13 protein-coding genes are annotated in these 18,733 nt (G+C 59.6%); 10 read left to right on the forward strand and 3 right to left on the reverse strand.

What is annotated here, in order from left to right; all coding sequences use genetic code 11:
* Positions 1–25: 25 nt before the first annotated feature.
* The 5 genes from IPP88_19290 to IPP88_19310 all read left to right on the forward strand — a co-directional run bounded on the left by IPP88_19290 (position 26) and on the right by IPP88_19310 (position 7,470).
* Complete coding sequence (locus tag IPP88_19290; GenBank protein MBL0124762.1) at positions 26–1,066, forward strand: serine/threonine protein kinase; 1,041 nt, start codon at positions 26–28, stop codon at positions 1,064–1,066.
* A 13-nt stretch (positions 1,067–1,079) separates the two neighbouring features.
* The gene (locus IPP88_19295; protein ID MBL0124763.1) at positions 1,080–2,885 is read left to right on the forward strand and encodes a tetratricopeptide repeat protein; all 1,806 of its coding nucleotides are present in this window, start codon (positions 1,080–1,082) and stop codon (positions 2,883–2,885) included.
* Between the two features lie 254 nt (positions 2,886–3,139).
* Positions 3,140–4,843: a hypothetical protein gene (locus IPP88_19300; protein MBL0124764.1), complete on the forward strand. Its 1,704-nt coding sequence runs from the start codon at positions 3,140–3,142 to the stop codon at positions 4,841–4,843.
* 211 nt (positions 4,844–5,054) lie between these two features.
* Positions 5,055–6,827 (forward strand): hypothetical protein, encoded by a 1,773-nt coding sequence (locus tag IPP88_19305; protein MBL0124765.1) that lies wholly within the window; start codon positions 5,055–5,057, stop codon positions 6,825–6,827.
* A gap of 259 nt (positions 6,828–7,086) precedes the next feature.
* A complete protein-coding gene (locus IPP88_19310) occupies positions 7,087–7,470 on the forward strand; it encodes a hypothetical protein (protein ID MBL0124766.1) in 384 nt (127 codons plus the stop codon).
* 6 nt (positions 7,471–7,476) lie between these two features.
* Here IPP88_19310 and IPP88_19315 read toward each other — a convergent pair whose 3' ends face one another.
* Entirely contained in the window at positions 7,477–7,989 is a 513-nt protein-coding gene (locus IPP88_19315; protein ID MBL0124767.1) for a TlpA family protein disulfide reductase, read from the reverse strand.
* Positions 7,990–8,201: 212 nt separating this feature from the next.
* On the opposite strand from IPP88_19315, the gene IPP88_19320 reads away from it, so the two are divergent.
* Genes IPP88_19320 through IPP88_19330 form a run of 3 tightly spaced genes read left to right on the forward strand, consistent with a single transcriptional unit; the run spans position 8,202 to position 12,534 of the window.
* Positions 8,202–8,930, forward strand: a complete 729-nt coding sequence (locus tag IPP88_19320) for an ABC transporter ATP-binding protein (GenBank protein ID MBL0124768.1) — start codon at positions 8,202–8,204, stop codon at positions 8,928–8,930.
* Positions 8,924–11,293: an ABC transporter permease gene (locus IPP88_19325; GenBank protein ID MBL0124769.1), complete on the forward strand. Its 2,370-nt coding sequence runs from the start codon at positions 8,924–8,926 to the stop codon at positions 11,291–11,293. The genes IPP88_19320 and IPP88_19325 overlap by 7 nt, the downstream gene beginning before the upstream one ends.
* A gap of 8 nt (positions 11,294–11,301) precedes the next feature.
* A complete protein-coding gene (locus IPP88_19330; GenBank protein MBL0124770.1) occupies positions 11,302–12,534 on the forward strand; it encodes an HlyD family efflux transporter periplasmic adaptor subunit in 1,233 nt (410 codons plus the stop codon).
* Positions 12,535–12,574: 40 nt separating this feature from the next.
* On the opposite strand, the gene IPP88_19335 is transcribed toward IPP88_19330, so the two are convergent.
* Both IPP88_19335 and IPP88_19340 read right to left on the reverse strand, forming a co-directional pair.
* On the reverse strand, positions 12,575–13,345 hold the full coding sequence (locus IPP88_19335) for a hypothetical protein (protein ID MBL0124771.1): 771 nt from the start codon (positions 13,343–13,345) through the stop codon (positions 12,575–12,577).
* Positions 13,346–13,444: 99 nt separating this feature from the next.
* Positions 13,445–16,696, reverse strand: a complete 3,252-nt coding sequence (locus tag IPP88_19340; protein MBL0124772.1) for a hypothetical protein — start codon at positions 16,694–16,696, stop codon at positions 13,445–13,447.
* 533 nt (positions 16,697–17,229) lie between these two features.
* On the opposite strand from IPP88_19340, the gene IPP88_19345 reads away from it, so the two are divergent.
* Both IPP88_19345 and IPP88_19350 read left to right on the forward strand, forming a co-directional pair.
* A complete protein-coding gene (locus tag IPP88_19345; protein ID MBL0124773.1) occupies positions 17,230–18,015 on the forward strand; it encodes a hypothetical protein in 786 nt (261 codons plus the stop codon).
* Entirely contained in the window at positions 17,996–18,721 is a 726-nt protein-coding gene (locus IPP88_19350) for a tail fiber domain-containing protein (GenBank protein MBL0124774.1), read from the forward strand. Before IPP88_19345 ends, IPP88_19350 begins: the two co-directional genes overlap by 20 nt.
* Positions 18,722–18,733 lie beyond the last annotated feature (12 nt).

Consider the following 18,733-nt stretch of genomic DNA (forward strand, 5'->3'; position numbering starts at 1 on the left):
GTCCGACAATAATACGGGTACCGCCATGACTAATCCCACGCACGACTGGGTGCAGATTTCGAAGCTGCTGGATCTGGCCTTGGCATTGCCGCCGACAAGCCGCATCACATGGCTAGATCAACTGGATGGCCAGTTCGACGACCTCAAGCCTCAGTTGCGGGACATGCTCTTGCATCAAGGTGAAATCGAAACCAACTCGTTCTTGTCACCGATCGGCAGGCTGTCATTCGCGCCGCAGGCTACTGGTAACAGCAATTACATTGCCACGCTGGAATTGGCCTCCGGCGCCAATTTCGGCCCCTTTCGATTGCTGCGGCCACTGGGCGAAGGCGGCATGGGAACGGTGTGGCTGGCGGAGCGGACAGACGGGCTCATCAAACGCGCCGTCGCACTCAAGTTGCCCCACTTCACGCTGCAAATAAAAGGCATCGCCGAACGGTTTGCGCGCGAACGCGAAATCCTCTCCACGTTGGCGCACCCAAACATTGCGCAACTCTTTGATGCGGGAATGGATGTTTCCGGCCAGCCGTATCTGGCGCTGGAATACGTGGAGGGCGTCGCGCTCACACAATACTGCGACGACAAGAAGCTCACCATTCGCGCGCGGCTGACACTCTATCTGCAAGTGCTCGCTGCCGTGCAATACGCCCATGCCAATCTTGTCCTGCATCGCGACTTGAAGCCAAGCAATATTCTTGTTAACGGGCACGGGGTCGTGAAGTTGCTCGATTTTGGCATCGCCAAACTGATGACCGATGGCAGCGCGCACGTGACCGAGTTGACCCAACTGGGCGGTCGCGCGCTCACAATCGACTACGCCAGCCCCGAACAAATCATGGGGCAGCCGTTGACGACGGCAAGTGATGTGTACTCACTTGGGGTGCTGTTGTGCGAACTGCTCAGCGGCGAACGACCTTACCGGCTGAAACGTGGAACCCGTGCGGAGCTGGAGGAGGCAATCCTCGCGGCCGATCCTGCGCGGCCATCCTCGCTGGTAACGAAACCCTGTTCAATCAGCGTCACGTTCCGAGACCATTGCGCAACTTGCCTCGCAGCTTGCGGGTGATCTGGACTGTATTGTGGGCAAGGCGCTGGACAAGGACTTCTCGCGTCGTTATTCGAGTGTCGCGACGTTGGCCGAGGATATCGAACGGCATCTTCGGGGCGAGGTGGTACTTGCACAGCCGAATAGTCGCTGGTACCGGCTCAGGAAATTCACCGCGCGAAACAGGATCCTGATCGGTGCTGGAAGTAGCGTTGCTGTTGCGGTCGTGGCGGCGATGGTCGTGTCGATATGGCAGGGCCGCATTGCCAATAATGAGAGACGCAATGCGCAAGAAGTTCGACAATTTCTGGTGGACGCCATCAGCTCGGCTGACCCGAACCGGACAGGCGGCAGGGATGTAAACATCAAGTCGATGCTCGACTCCGCGGCGAAACGTGTGGAGACCTCGTTTGGCGAGCAGCCGGAAACGGGGTTGGAACTGACCACCCTGCTCGGCGAGTTGTACGCCACGCTCGGCGACAACGCCGCCGCGCAAAAGCAATTTCGCAACGCGGTTGCACAATCGCAAAAGAATGGCAAAACAGGGACGCTCCCGTATGCAGACCTCGTCGACCAGACTGTGAAGGTGGAGCTTCGGAACAACGCCGGGAAAGAAGCGCGATCACTGGCTGAATCCACCCTCAACGACACGCGGCGTGTATCGGGCGAGTCTTCGCTTGCTTTCGCGACCGCTCTCGCGGCGATGGCGAACGTCGAGCGGCACGATGGCAAGGATAAGGACGCCATTCCATTTGCCGAGCGCTCGCTCGAGATCACGCGCGCGCTGGCCGGATCGAAGCATATTGATACCCTCTCGAGGCTTGATGACTTGGGCGTAACGTATACCGACGCCCGGCAGGACGAAAAAGCGCTGCCAATTTTTGAGGAGTTGCGCCGCCGCGATGGCGAGCTCAACCTGCGATCCAAATCCACGCAACTGAACGCGCGGGCATCGCTCGCATTCACCTATATCCGCTTGATGCGTTATGAAGATGCAATCCGCGAGTACGCCGCGCTGGTTCCCGCTTACGAGGCACTGCTCGGAAAAAACCATCCCAAAGTTCGTTTGAACATGCAAAGATTCGCGACTATTCTGGGGAAAGTTGGCGAATTCGACAAAGCGCGCGGGCTGTTTGATGAGGCGCTGAGTCGCGGCCCCACGATCCCCACGACAGACCGTAGCCAGCTGGATGCGATGAATATGCGCGGCGTGTTCTTGTCCGGGATGCACCTGCATGAGGCGGCGCTGGCGGATACGAGTGCACCGGCGAATCATTTCAGGCAATCCCCCAATTTGCCGGCCGGGCCACGGCTCTATTACGAACTTTTGCATGGACAAACTTTACTTCGCGCAGGACACCTTGAGGCGGCGATCGACGTGCTGAATCGCGTCAGAAAGGATCGCGAAGAAAAGCAAAACGTGCTTTCGTTCGAATACGCGGCAACGCTCATTTCCCTTTCCTGTGCGTACAGAATACTCGGCCAATACGAGCAGGCGCAATCTCTGCTCAGTCGTGCACAAACCTGGCTCGATACCAACAAAATTCCGGCCGACGATCATCGCGCGCTGCGCATCGCGATGTATCAGGCCATGCTCGATTCGCATACTCGAAAAGCCGATGCCTTGGCGCGCTTTCTTGCTGCGCGCCAGAAATTCGAACCCAAATTGCATCCGAACAGTCTCGCGCGCGCTGAGCTCGATTGGGCAGAGGGCGAGCTCCGCCTCAATCTGGGGGAGCAATCCGCGGGCGAACGATTGGTCGCGGACGCAAAACGCCGTATCAAAGCGGTCTCCAGTTTGGAACCCCCGCGCCAATTCGCGCTCATCCAGGCGACTTAGTTCCCCCGCGCGTGATCCAACGCGCAACGCATGTCCGGTTCCATCGTTGCATTCCGTATTCGGAGATGCCAGCGCCCAGCAAAGACGGCGTTCCCGAAAGGACGCGATTTGCAAGCGACGGCGCAATCAACTCCCTTTGAACATGGAGGCAAATGATGGGCCGACACATCCTCGTCGCCGTTACCGATTCGCGACATCGGGATTCCGCAGGCGCAACGCTAAGCAGATGGCTCCGCTGTTTCTGTGCAACGTGCATGTTCGTCGCTGGTACCCACAACGCGGGCGCGCAAACGGACGTCCCGGTTGCTGTCAACTTCCCGAATATGGTCGTCGATTTGTTCACTGCGGTTTCATACAATCCACGCTATCGCGACGGTGCACTCTACGTCAGCGGCATTAACGGCATCGCCACTGTCGGCCTCCCCAGCACCCGCGTCGCCGAGATTTCGCGTGTAAAGAAAATTCTTTCTGTCGGCGGGCTCGGAGCGCGGTCAGGAGTCTTCGCCCTTGACGGCAATTCTTCCGAGCTTCGAGTCCACGATCCTGGTGTCCCGGGATCGACACTGGTGAGCGGCGGGAGCCAGTACATGACCGATATGTGGATGAATCGCGCTGACGCGCAACTCATGGCACTCGACGTTGGCCCGACATTGGATACGCAGCGTCGCGGCGCGCTGATCTGGATCTACTCGACCGAAACCCGCGACTCAATTACCGGCTTCCAGATTCAACGTTCGATCAATAGCCTTGACTATCCCCGTTGCCCCTGCCAGGTGGCGGCAGATCCCAACGACTTCCGAAAAATCTACGCGATCGCCAACGGCAGCGACACTGTCACGGCCCATGTTTTCAAGCTCGCACCCTACGCATCCGCCTATGGGCAAATCGTCGTCGAGAGCCCGCCCGGTACCTTCGCCGGACTTTCGCAGATTGTTGCGGACAATACGCGTGCCTACGTCACCGATTCGCAGGGCCGCCTGCATACCGTCACGCCGCTACGTCCCGCGCTGCAATTCGTGGGCGAGACGCTCAACCTCAATACAATGCTGACTAACGTCATCATTCGCGGCGAATTGGTTCGCGACACCGCGCTGCTCACCAACTATTTTTACGATGTCGGCCTCGGGCCGAACGTCAATCCCGCCGCGCAAAGCGAGATCAAGGTGTATTCGGAAGCCGTACTGGTGGCCACCATCCCCACGTCAACCAACAAGCTCGGGCCACTGACATTTTCGCCGACCGAAATCTTCTTCTGGGACGGTCCCGCAATCAAAGCCATCCATCGCGGCACGTGGGAAGTGCGCACCATCGCCAACCCACCTGCAGATGGCGCGGGTATTGCGATGCACTACGACGAATTCGATAACGTCCTGCGCATTCCGATTGCCGATCGCAATGTTGTCGCGGTGGTCCCGATCGTGTCAGTGCCATCGATTGCGCTCGACTCGGTCGTTTCGCGCAAAGTACACGGCACTGCCGGCACGTTTGAACTCACTATCGATCACCTGGCGCCACTGGCGGGCTTGCTCACGGTCGAGCCGCGCGGCACCGGCGGCAGCCACACTCTCATCTTCCGTTTCAATGCGCCAGTGATCTCCATCGGCGGCGTGAGCGCTGTCGATGCGGCATCGAATCCCGTCGGCAGCGCGACGGCAACGATCGTCGGCAACACCGTCGAAGTCACGCTCACCGGCGTGCCGGACAACCAGCGCGCTCTCATCTTCATGCCCAATATCAACGGCACCGGCATCAATGTATCGCTTGCCATCGGTTTTCTCACCGGCGACGTAAATAATTCGCGCACCGTGAATTCTAGCGACATCAGCGCCGTGAAAGCGCGATCAGGACAAACCACGACGGCGGCGAATTTCATGTTCGATGTGAACGCATCGGGTTCGATCAACTCATCCGACATTTCTGCGGTGAAGGCGCGGTCGGGCCTGGTATTGGCCCCTTAAGTCAATACGAAATACAGGAGCCTGAAAATGAAGATATTTAACCATCGATTGCAGATACTGCTCGCGACCATATCGGTAGCTGTCGTTCAGTTTTTTTTTCACGCCTCTCGCGCATGCTGCGGGCAATGTGAGCGTGTGCGACGAGGCCAATTTTCGTTTTGCTTTGATTGGCGGTGGATTGGTAACTTTTAGTTGTAGCGGAACGATCCCCGTGACCAACGCCCTGGGTGGATTCATCCCTGTGATCTCGCCTACGGTCATCGATGGTAGCGGCCAAAATGTAACTCTGACTCGTAGTGACGGATATATTTCCCTAGTGTCCTATACGGAATTGACGATCAAGAACCTAACCGTTACCGGTGGGGCCCAAGTTGCTACCGACGCTGGCGGTGTAATGAGCGCCGAAGGTGGGACCTTCAGGAATATTCAGGGGCCACGCAGTCCAATTGAAGGCCATGGTGGTGGTTCTGTATCTGTTCTTGACTGTCAGTTCATCGACAACACGCCTCTTACCTACGGCGGCGCAGTTTTTATCAATGGCGCGAGCATCAATGTGCGACGAAGCGTTTTCAGGAACAACTCTTCGCCAAGGGGAGGCGGAATTTATGCGACAGCCAGTACCGTCTCCATTTTTGACTCGGTGTTTGACAGCAACACGGCAGCACCGACGGATGGGAGTGCCGCACTTGGGGGTGCCATCTACCTAGACAATTCAGACCTCGGCATTACACGCAGCGCGCTGATAAACAATGTTGCGCAGGGTACGGCGGGCGGCGGATCAACTGCGGCCAGCGGCGGCGACGCATTGGGCGGCGGCATACGCTTGGATTCGGGGGCACGTCCCGTCAGCATTTCCATCGACAACACGACGTTAAGCGGTAACCGCGCGATAAGCGGCAGGGGCGGCAGAGGGTTTGCGGTTGGTGGCAATGGCGGATTTGCCGGCGCAGGTGCTATCTCGCAAGAAGGTGGCAACGGCGGGGAAATCAGATTGTCGAGCGTGACTTTTGCGGATAATTACGCACAGGTCGGCGGCTCGGGTAGCTGCAGTGCGCCCGGTTGTGTGCCGGGTGCGAGTGGCAATGCAGAAAACCTCATCTACCGAATTGCGAGACGAGTCGTCATGAAAAATTCCCTGTTCATCACCAAGTTCGGTGGGAACTGCATCTCCTATCCTGGGATGGACGATCGCGGATTCAATCTTGAGTATGGAAGCGGCGGATGCACCGACCCAGCCGTCGCCAGTAATCTTTATACGAACCCCTCGGTGTTACCCCTCGCGGACAATGGCGGGGCGACTCCCACCATAGCACTCGCATCCGGCAGTCCCGCCATTAGCGCCGGCGCTATTGGCTGTCTGGATATCGCCAGCGCTCCCAACACCGTCGACCAACGCAGCCTGCCCCGCAAAACACCGCGCTGCGACATCGGCGCCTACGAAACACAGCCGCTGCCGTTGGCGGCACTCACTGGTGTGCTATCGCGCAAATTGCACGGCCCCGCTGGGCCGTTCGACCTCGCGATCGATCAAACCGTGCCAATCGGTGGCGCAATCACGGTGGAGCCGCGCACGATCGGCAGCGGGCACACCATCGTTTTCCAATTCGATGCGCCGATCATTTCGGTGGGTGCGGTAAGCGCTGTCGATGGTGCAGCTAACCCGGTTGGCGCGGCAACAGCAGCCATCGCTGGCAATGCCATGGAAGTCACGCTCACCGGTGTGCCGGATAATCAACGCGCGCTTGTCTCGATGAGCAACATCAACGGCATCGGCATCAATGTTTCTGCCGCGGTCGGCTTTCTGGCCGGTGACGTGAACAATACGCGCTCGGTAAATTCGAGCGATATCAGCGGCGTGAAAGCGCGATCTGGGCAGACGGTGACGGCGTCGAATTTCATGCTCGACATAGACACTTCCGGTGCGATCAACCTTTCCGACATCTCTGCCGTGAAGGTGCGATCAGGGTTGGTGTTGTCGCAGTAGCGAATGGATCGGCGCCAATAACCCCGTCATCGCAGCGAAGGCTGGAATGACGGGGTTCGTGGCGCTTGTGGGTGGTTCCCGAATTCACGCTCGCAACGCAAAGCCATGCGATTTCGCATTTCAACATGTGCCTTCTGCATTCCGTCGGTTGCCGGTAGCCCATGCGAGCGTCATTCGATAACGTTTCGGCATCCCGCACCTGCCATTGCAGGACGAGGACATTAGCAGGCATCTTTCAACCCAATTTGATGAGGTAAACATGAAAAACTTTATGTTGGTAGCGGCCGCGAGTGCTGCCTGCCTGTCGCTTTCCAATGCAAATGCCGCCATCGATCCCAACGCCGGCACGACCACCCTTTCCGTCCAGGAAGTTCTTGCCAAAAATCATCAACCCTATGAATTCTCGCGCACGGCGTACCGCCAATTTCGAGGCGAGTACCTGCTGGACAACGGCGCCAGCATGCGGCTATCCCAGCACGGCCGGCAATTCTTTGTGGATGTGGCCGGACAGCCAAGAATTGAAGTTCGCGCCACGGCATCTGATACGTTCGTCGCCCTTGCCGGTAATACGGAATTGGTGTTTGAGCAGCATGCTAACGGCGTAGTCTCGCGGGTATTGCTCAAGCAACCCGCCGGAGGTTGACCAACACTAGCGCGCGAGCTTAATCCGCATTGTATTTTCGACCAGCGCAATCGACTCCGCACTGGTCCAGTCGCGCGATCCGCGGATCTTGGCGAGTACGCGGCCGTTCGCGTCAATCAGCAAGGTCAGCGGTATGGTGTTGGCCCCCAACATGTTTTCCATCAGCAAATTGTAGTCGACGAAATTCTCGAACGTCAGTTTTGATTTGACGACGTATTCACTGGCGGCGATCGCATCGTCATCGGTGGAAATGCCAATCACGCGAAACTGTTTTTTTGCGTCGATCTGAGAGAGGCGTTGCAGTGAACTCATCTCCGCCCGGCAAGGGCCGCACCAGCTCGCCCACACGTTGATGATCAGCGGCTTTCCCCGAAACGTGGAAAGCATGCGCGGCGGACCGCTGACGGAAAACATCCGCGCTTCGCGCAGTTGCCCGCCGACAGGGACCTCGCCAGGCGTGCCGGCCCGCACGCCGGCAGCATACAAAACACCAATCAGAAAAATCAGGATCTCTCTCATTGCCGCAGTTTACCAATACTGGGACAACGGAACGCTACACGCGTTGTCCCGCCCTTGACGTGTATCAAAGGAGCCTCGCAGCTATGCGTTAGCATGCGTTTGGGAGTACTCGTTGGGACAGCCGCCGCTAGCGCGTCATCTCGACACACGTAACGTCCGGCCCGCTTTCAGGAGCACCACGGATGGCCGAAAACGATAGTGCTTTCGTTGCAATGAACACGGACACGCCGGCGCGCAAAGAGGTGGTATTTCGCCTGCGCGAGGTCAGCAAAACCTACCTGATGGGCGAGATCGAGGTGCGCGCGCTGCATGCCGTAAATCTCGATCTCTATCGCGGCGAATTCCTGGTGCTTCTGGGTGCATCGGGCAGCGGAAAATCGACATTGCTCAATATTCTCGGTGGCCTCGACACACCCACTACGGGCACGCTTACCTACCTTGACCATGATCTCACGGCGGCGGGCGACAATGAGCTGACCCGCTTTCGGCGTGAGCATGTGGGCTTTGTGTTCCAGTTCTACAATCTGGTCCCGAGCCTGACGGCGCTGGAGAATGTCCAGCTGGTGACGGATATTTCCGACGACCCGATGGATCCCGCCGAGGCGCTTGCAATGGTGGGGCTAGAGGATCGAATCGAACACTTTCCGTCGCAACTGTCGGGCGGCGAACAGCAGCGCGTGGCCATTGCGCGCGCGGTGGCCAAGCGCCCCGACGTGCTGCTTTGCGACGAACCCACCGGCGCGCTCGATTACCACACCGGCAAACTGGTGCTCGATGTGCTGGACCGCATCAACCGCGAACTGCATGCGACCGTCGCCATCATTACCCACAATGCCGCCATCGCCGGCATGGCGCATCGCGTCGCATACCTGTCAAGTGGCGAAATCACCCGCATCGTCAGCAATCCGACGCGCCTCAAGGCAGCGGAAATCACGTGGTAGCCATGCGCCCGATCAATCGCAAACTGGTGCGCGATCTGTGGCGCCTGCGCGGACAGGTAATCGCCGTGGCGTTGGTGGCGATGTGCGGAATTGCCACGCTGGTCACCATGCGTGGTGCGTATGAGGCGCTGGTACGCTCGCAGGCCGCCTACTATGAGGCCCATCGTTTTGCCGACGTGTTCGCGTCGGTGAAGCGGGCCCCGCTAACGCTGCTTTCCCGTGTGCGCGAAATTCCCGGCGTGGCCGATGCTGACGGCCGCGTGGTGTTTGACGCCATGGCCGATATACCTGGACTCGATGAGCCGGCAACGACGAGGCTGGTATCCGTTCCCGCCGTCTACCGTACCGGACTCAACCAGGTTCAGATCCGGCGCGGCCGCTATATCGACCCGGGAGCGCGCAATGAGGTGCTGGCCAGCGAGGCATTCGCCGTCGCCAACCAGCTCAATCCGGGGGACGCGTTTGACGCCGTCATCAATGGCCGCCGGGAGCACCTGCAAATTGTCGGTATCGCAATCTCCCCGGAGTACGTGAACGAGGCGCGCAGTGATATGTTTCCCGACAACCGCCGCTTCGGCATTGTCTGGATGGAGTACGCCGCGCTTGCTGGGGCATTGGACATGCGGGAATCGTTCAATGATGTAGCAGTCACGCTGGCACCGCATGCCATCGAGCCGGAGGTGATAAATGGCATGGACCGGCTGCTGGCGCCTTACGGCAGCCTTGGCGCCTATGGGCGCGAAAATCAATCCTCGCATCGGCTCCTGCAAGGCGAGATCGCCCAGGACCGGGTCACTGCCAACGTGATGCCGGCCATTTTCCTGGCTGTTGCGGCGTTCCTGATTCACAACGTACTGCTGCGCCTGACGGCATTGCAGCGCGGTCAGATCGCGTTGCTGAAAAGCTTTGGCTATGATCATTTCACCATCGGCATGTTTTATCTCAAGTTCGCGATTGCCGCGGTGGCCACAGGTGGCGTCGCCGGCATCGCGCTTGGTGCGTGGATGGGTGCGGGGCTGGCGCGCATGTACATCAACTTCTTCCGCCTGCCGGACCTGGAGTTTGTACTTGGCCCCAGGACCTCACTGATGGCGGTAAGTGTCGCCGTGGTTGCCGCCGCGTTCGGCTCGATACTGGCGATTCGCCGCGTGCTGCAGCTACCGCCGGCGGAAGGTATGCGCCCGGAGGCGCCCGCACAGTTTTCAGCCGGTTTGCTGAATCGCATTGGTCTGCAACGCTTCATGCCGGTGCCATTGCTCATGATTTTGCGCGACCTGACGCGTAACCCGGTCAAGACATTTCTGTCGGTGCTCGGCATCGCACTGTCACTTTCGTTACTCATGCTCGGTCGCTATTCCTTCGATGCGCTTGACGAAATCATACGCATCCAGTTTCGTACCGCGCAGCGCGATGACATCACGCTGGTTTTCAATGAACTCAAAGGGCTCGAGGTGGTACATGATCTCGCGGCCCTGCCGGGCGTGCTGCGCGTCGAGCCATTCCGCGCGGCACCGGTGAAGTTAAAGTTTCGCCATCGTGAAAAACGCACCGCGATCACCGGATTGTATCCACGGCGCGAGTTGCGGCAGATTCTCGATGAAGACGAGCGCCCGATCGAATTGCCCGTCCGAGGCCTCACACTCACGCGACACCTGGCGAAAGTACTCGGCGCCACCAATGGCGACCGGGTAATGGTCGAGTTTCTCGATGGCCGGCGTCGCATCGCCGATGTCGAGGTCACGCGCATCGTCGACGAAATGATCGGCACATCGGCATACATGGATGCGCGCGCCCTCGCCGCCGTGTTGCAGGACAGCGAAGCCGCCACCGGCGCTTATCTGGCCATCGACCCGCTGACCCGCACAGCCTTGTATCACCAGTTGAAATCGACGCCAGGCATTGCCAGCGTATTCCTGCGCGAAAACATGTTGCAGAGTTTCCTCAAGACGGTTGCCGAGAATCTCTATATCAGCACCGGCGTCATAATCCTGTTTGCCTGTGTCATTGCGGCGGGCATCATCTATAACTCCGCGCGAATCGCCCTCTCGGAACGCGCGGTCGAATTGGCGAGCCTGCGCATTCTGGGCTTCTCGCGCGGCGCGGTGGGCCGCCTGTTGCTGGGTCAGCAGGCCCTGATCACGCTGGTGGCGATACCACTCGGCTGCGGCATGGGCTATCTTTTCGCCGTTTGGCTAAGCTATCTGCTCTCGACGGACATGTTCCGCCTGCCGGTCGTGGTCAGTGGCAAAACGTTTCTCTTCTCGATTGTTGTGGTGCTGGTAGCCGCACTCGGATCGGCATTGCTGGTGTGGCGCAAGGTGCAGCGCCTCGATTTGATCGAAGTCCTCAAAACCCGCGAATAGGAAAGTCCATGACGCCGACCACTCCCCTCACCCTGCACCAGCGCATAGCCAAAAACGGAGGACGGTGGATCGTGTATGCAGCAATCGGCATTGTCGTTCTCATTGCCGTCTGGCTGATGCTGAAGCCGGAGGCGATCGTCACGGAAATCAGCCCGGTCGTCGTGGGACCAATGGAGGTAACGATCGACAACCAGGGACAACTGCGCGTCCATGACAAGTACGTCATCGCCGCGCCGGTGGCTGCCGAACTCGAGCGCATCGAACTGCACGACGGCGATGCCGTTCGCAAAGGGCAACGGGTTGCAGTTTTGCGTGTGTTGCCGCTGGACGCAAGGCAACGGGAGGAAGCAATCGCCCGGCTCGATGCCGCGCGTGCGCTGTCACGGGCCGCGACACTCTCCGTGCAAAAGGCCGCATCCGACCAGAAGCTGGCGGCCAGCGAACTGGCACGAATGGAAAAACTGGTGACGCAGGGTTTCATGTCGCCCCAGGCGGTTGAGCGCGCCCGCAATGCGGACGTCAACGGCCGGGCCGAGCTGCGAGCAGCGAAAGCCCGTGAGGAAGCTGCGCAGGCGGACGTCAAAACGGCGCAAGCCGCTCTACCACCGGCAGGTGCGGCCAATGACCGGCGCACGCTGGAATTGGTGGCCAATGTCGATGGTCAGATCCTGCGTATACACGAGAAAAGCGCGCGAACGGTTGCCGCCGGAACGCCATTGATCACCATCGGCGACCCCGCCCGCTTCGAGGTGATCGTTGACGTGCTCTCCGCCGACGCCGTGAAGATCCGTCCCGGTGCGGAGATGCGACTTGAACAATGGGGCGGCGGAAAGACCCTGCGGGCAAAGGTTCGCACCGTCGAGCCGGAAGCCTTCACCAAGGTGTCGGCGCTGGGCATCGAAGAACAGCGCGTCAACATCATCGGCGACCCAATCGACCCACTGGGCGAGCGGGGGACAATGGGAGACGGCTACCGGGCGGAGGTGCGTATCGTAGTGTGGTCATCGGCTGACGCAACCATCATCCCCGGTAGCAGCCTGTTCCGCGTCGGCGAGCAGTGGCGCGTGTTTACCGTGGAAGAGGGACAGGCCCGCGAACGGACGGTCGCGGTGGGTCAACGAAATGCCACGCACGTACAGGTGCTTGAAGGCGTCAAGGCAGGGGAACAGGTCATACGCTTTCCCGGAAATACATTGTCCGAAGGCGTTCGAGTGGAGCCGCGGGCCGGGAAGGAAAACTGACCGTCAATGTCTGCGTGATCCGCCGAAATGACCTCGGCGACTAATACGCACCCAATTCCGACAGTACCGAGTCTGTCAGGTACTGAAAAGCGACCCTGAAATTATTGTCAAGCACCTCGTCTGGCGCTTCGATCCATGCGCGCGAACTGAGAAACGAACCGACGTAACTGAACTGCCTGGTCAGCGTGATGTTCCCGCGCTGGCGATCCTCAGGCGTGACAACCCTGAGCTCAACAACTGCAGCCAATGCCCCGCGTTCGTCGCGCATTGTATGGATGGCAAGTTCGCGCAACTCAATCTCGACCGAGATTGACGAGGGGTTCGCGCTCACCTTCCAAATTGTCGCGACGCGATCCCGCAATGCCACTTGCCAAGCCTTCGCGGGATCGTGTGTCTGCTGAAAACGGGCAAGCCGCGCCTGTAATTGCTCGACGCGATCACTTGGCCAGCTCTCGATCGCGCCCACACCCCATCCCGCAACGCCGCCAACCAGCATGCCCGCCAGCCCGGTCACCGGCACACAAAACAAGGCGTAAGGCCCGCAACTCAATCCGACGGCCGCACCGGCAAGTCCGCCGCTCGTTGCGCCGACTTTTGCATCATGCCCGAGCGTCTTGTTGCTGATCTGAATTCGTTCGCCCACATCCGCGGACCAGGCGACGGAGAACTGAAGTTCCTGCCCACGCGGAATATCCAGCCGCGGTGTACTGCATGCGACGAGGAGGACGCAAAGTACCAGCGCGCCCACATTGCCCGGGCGCACGCACAAGCGCAGAAAAATGTAACCCGGCCCGGACGGAATTTCGTTCATCGGCGCCATCGCCACTCATGAGGTTGACTGAAAAGAGTCTACTCCGAATAGATCGGTCGAATGGCCATGGGAGCCGCACCTGTGCTGGAGTTCTTCTATCTACTGTAGCTTTTGCCCGGAACGCGCCTTCACGGCCGAAATATCGCCAGTCTCAATTGTCCCGGACAGGTTGACGTCAACTTTGAAATTGGCGCCGGACACGGTTTGATTGGCGCGTGCCTTTGCGCCGCTGATGTCGATCGCGTTGACTGCGCGCGTGCCGTTCAAGTCGCCGATGAGAAACCCAATGGAAGCGACGGCGTTGACGCCCGCGTTGTTGACATTGAGAAGCGCGACGGTGGCGCGCGCGTTATCCGCGATGCCGGTAAGTGTCACCATGACATCGTTGCCCGAAATCGCCGCGGTCGCGCTGCCCGCGCTGGACGATACGCTCCCGACAGATGAAATCGCCGTATCGAACTGGAACACGAGTGTGTGGCCCGAGCCAATGCTGCGAGGCTCCACGCTGACGGAACCGGAAATTGGCGGCAGCGTATCGATCGGGATATCGAACGGACCCGCCGCGCCGTGTACTTTTCTCGATTGCACCGTCACCAGCGAAAAAGGCCCGGGTGCGACAGCCGGATAACGATAATTGACGCCGTAGACCGACAAATTCTGGTAGAGCGTATCGGCGCTCGCGGCCCGCAGGTCGATGCGGTAGGACGATCCGAATGCAATCGCCGTCGGCGTCACCGTGACCGGCTGCGGTGTCTGCCAGTTGGCGGACGTAAAGGTCAGTACGCCCGGCGCAAAACTCGCGGCCGATGGCCCGTTCGCACTCAACGTCACGGTCACATCCGCGGTGGGTGCGCGCCGCAGCACCACGCGAAAAACTTTGCCGGGGCCACCGGGGCTCAACACCAGATTATCGGCCTCCAGCGTTTCCAGGCCTGCGGCCTGTACCTGCGTCACGTTCATGATCGTTATCGAAATGGTCGCCGACGATGCGAGGTCGATATTTTCGGGAATGAGTTGCAGGGCAAACTGTTTGTTCGCGCCGGTGGCCTGCGTGTTGATCGTCTGCACATCGACGAATTTTGGCGCGGTGTCCGCGGCGAGCCATTCCAGGATTCCCGCCGTCGCGGTGTAATCCGTGCCCGCGGTCGCGACACTGCCGACCGCGGCGGTGCGATCCTGCACCGCGCTATAACGCATTTGAACCAATCCGGGAATCGGTGGCCGTGTCACTTCAATATGCGCCATATCGCCTGCTCGAACAAAAAACCGCGGCCCGGCCGGCACGTTGATGCTGGATCCATCGCTCAGCCACACCGCCCCGCGCGTGCCGAACACGACGGCGCGCTGGTTGGCCCCCGCGATCAGGCCGCGCACTTTGGCAAAGCTGCTCGGGATTTCCTTTCGATACCAGGTATTGCCATCGTCATCGCTGATCAGCATCCAGTTGAATTTGTTATCGCGAACCGGCTCAAAACTCGCCATTTCCATCGGCATGATCCAGCGCCCGTTGAGGAAACACAGGTCATATATGCCGGCCCACCATTCGCCGGCGCGCAGCCCATTGGTGAAAAACGTCCCGAAACGATAAGTCCAGGTATTGCCGTTGTCGTCGCTGGTGAGGATCTCGCTGACGCCGCGCAGGATCAAACGGCCGCTGGGACTGCGCAGGATTTCCTTGGGAGCGAGCAGGCTGCCGCCGGAAACCGGCAAACCCGGCACCGATTGCAGTTGCGTGTCCATGCGCCACGTGTCGCCATTGTCGTCGCTCACCATCAACCGGGGCGAAAAGGGCGGATTGAATTGCGTCGATGCGATCACGCGGGACCCGCCGACCGCCGCGATGGTATTCACCAGTTCGCCGAAACCCACCGGCCAGCTGCGGCCGCTCCAGGTGTTGCCACCGTCGTCGCTGATGTAGGCGAAGGACGTGATCTTGCCGGTGGCGCCCAGGATCAGGCGCCCGGTGGCCGTCACTGTCAACGCGGTGGCGCCCGAGTCGGTGCCCGGTAACACGCGCAACGATTGCCATGTGAGTCCATTGTCGTCGCTATAGGTGACGCCGGCGGCAAAATTGGGAAACAACAGGCGATTGCCGCGCTTGACCAGCTTGCCGACGCAACCCGGCAGGTTTGCCTGCCGCAACGCCCAGGTTTCCCCGTTGTCCGTGCTTGCGTACAAGGCATTGATCGAGCTGTTGGGTGCGGCGCAGGCATAGATCGTGTTGCCGTCCGAGCCCAGGCCATAAATCAAATCCACAAATGTCGGGCGGTCGTAAATCTTCGTCCATGTACTGAGGTTGGAACTGCTCCACACCGCGTCGCCATTGTTGCTCGTGCTGCTGAAACCAATGCCGAAATAAGTCCCGCCGGCTGACCTGGCAATTGCGTTGTTCACCACCACCGGATTGCTGGTGGCCTGCGCCCAGCTTGCGCCATTGTTACTACTAGTGAAAACGCCCTGCGGCCCCACGCGCGCCAGCGTGGCGCCGTCCGAAACAAGTTTGCCGTAACGCGCCGTGAGTTCGGTTCCTGTCCAGGCACGGGCGCCGCCAAACGGGCTTGCGCTCGACAGATTGAACAACTGATCGGTGATGCCGGTGCTGATGGTACCGGCCGGGTCGTAGGGCACATAGGTTGCCGCTTCCGCGACGTAGGTACTGCCGTGAATCACGATGTCCTCCAGCGACAGCCGGCGCTTGGTGACGGTGGACATCGCGCCGCTAGGAAGCGTGATGTTGGCGTCGCGCATCAAATATCCATTCCAGCCCGCGCCATCGGCACTGTCGATCACCGTGCCAAAGCCGGCGGCCACCATGCGGCCCACCGAAGTCGAATACGCCAGCTGTTCAAGGGGGCCGAGTTCGAACGTGCTGCGGGTCCAGCTCACGCCATCATTGCTGCGATAGACCAATCCGCCGATCGACCAGGTGATAAAGATATTCGAGACCATCGTCGTCCCATAGGCCAGCAGGCGTCCGTCGCTGGTGACGAACAAACGATTCAGCATGACCCCATCAAAGCTGCCGAACGGCGTGCCGGTGACGGTTGTTTCGGGAAACGGCTGCCGGCTCCAGGTGTTGCCATTGTCATCGCTCAGGAATACGTAGGTGCGCCCGACAAACGGAAGGTCGCCGCTGGCCGTATCTTCAAGCCACGCGCCGATGGCCGCAAGCCGGCGTTGGGCAAATCCGGAATTTGGGCCGAATTCGACGACATCGGTAAAACTGATTCTTTCCGGCGAGCCGTTAATGGTGACATTCTTGTAAGTCCAGTTGACGCCGGCATCATCGCTATAGAGCATCTGGCCGCTGTTGCCCACCCCAATCAGGCGCCCGCTTACTGTCGATGTCATCGAACGCCAAACGCCAGCGGGACTGGCATCGCCGCGCACGTTTCGAAACATATCTCCGGTTCGGGCGCACAGATTGCTGCTGAGGCCGCAGCCGATCAAGCCACACAACAACAAAGTCCAGTAACGCATTTCGCTCCCTTTTAAACAAATCCGTCATGCCCCCAACGATTCTGTTGAGTGCGCATTACCGGATCGCGATACGCGCCGTGCCAGCGCCTTACATGAAATTCGACTCGCAGATGCGCAAAGGCACTGCAAATCTCCAACAAGAGCTTACCGGAATTCCCGTCGGCACATAGGCTATGCAACGCGTGGCAAACCCTAGCACTGGTGGGCCTTTCCTGCAGAAACGCCGTGGAAAGGCGCACCAGTGCTGGGGTTTGATCGCGGATTCGAATCTTGCACGCCGATGGTCATTTCGTCTGGCGGCATTCAACACCCGTCGTATTCAGGGGATTGACCTCCGCCAAACATCATGCGGTAATAGCGGCTCGGTCGCTTCCATGCGGCCAGCCTTCACCAGGGAGAGCACCATGAAAAACCGATTCGGCGCGCGCCGTCTTGCATTCGTGTTGGCCTTTTTTGCATCCGTTGCCTTCTCCCCCGCCGCAACTGCGGCGCCTCCGCAGAGGATCAGCTACCAGGGTTCACTTTCCTCGGCGGGCAATCCCGTCAATGGCGCGACGAGCGTGACGTTTCGCTTGTACAACGTGCCGACCGGTGGCGCTGCGCTCTGGACGGAAGCGCAAAGCGTCAATGTCGTCAACGGCCTCTTCAGCGTGGCACTTGGCGGCACCACGACCTTCGCCAGCGCGAACCTCGCTTTTGATGTGCCCTACTTCCTCGGCATCACGGTCGGCGTCGATGCCGAAATGACACCCCGGCCGCCGCTGACAAGCGCGCCCTATGCGTTGCGCGCACAGACGGCGGAAGGGCTCACGGCAGTGCGCATCGTGCCGAATGCGGGTAATCCTTCGCTGATTGGCGGGGCTTCCATCAATGCCATATCGACTGCCGTCGCGGCCACCATCAGCGGCGGCGGTGGCAGCGGACTTGCAGGAGCGCCACCCAATGATACCGGTCTCAATTTGTCAGCGAACCAAATCAACGGCGCAGCCAGTGCCGCGGTGATTGCCGGCGGCTCAGGCAACCAAATTACCCACAACGGCACGGCCCAACCGGTGTTCGGTACCATCAGCGGCGGGCAGGGGCAATTCAAACTTTGCCTACTTCGGCACAATCGCAGGTGGACGAGCGAATGTTGTCGGACAATCAGGCTTCAATACTTTTGGCGGCACGGTGGGTGGCGGATTTGGTAACAACGTATTTGACGGCTATGGCACGATCGGCGGAGGATCAGGCAATCAAGCGGGGTTTCTTGCTACCGCACCGGGTGGGGTAAACAACATTGCGACTGGTGCATACAGTTTCGCGGCAGGGCGCGGCGCCTTTACGGCACTGAGCGCAACCGTCGGCGCTGCTCGCCACGCCGGAACATTTTTGTGGGCGGATAGCAACGCCAATGGCACCACATTGCAGCAGTTTTTTTCCACGGCGGAAGATCAGTTTGCCGTACGAGCGCGTGGCGGTGTGGCGTTTCGTGTCGCGAGTACCACAGACGCGAATACCGGTGCGGGGTGTTCGAGTTGCCCGCCGGTGGCGCGGCATCGTGGAGTTGCTCATCCGATCGCAATCTCAAAGGAAGCCATTAGTGACATTTCGCCTATGGAGTTCCTGGGCAAGGTTGCCGCCCTTCCACTTTCCACATGGAGCTTCAAAGGAACCGATCGCCGTCACATGGGCCCGATGGCGCAGGATTTTCGCGCCGCCTTCGGTCTTGGCGTTGACGACAAAAACATCACCACATCCGACGTCGGCGGCGTCGCCCTGGCAGCCATCCAGGGCCTATATCAACTCCTGCATGAACGCGACGGCGAAATTGCGCGGCTGAAATCAAACGAACAGGAACTCGCGAAACTCAGGCGCGAACTCACCGAGATCAAATCCGCCCTCGGCCTCAAATAACGAATCCGCGCG

The organism is Betaproteobacteria bacterium (assembly GCA_016720925.1).
Classification (GTDB): Bacteria; Pseudomonadota; Gammaproteobacteria; order Burkholderiales; family Usitatibacteraceae; genus UKL13-2.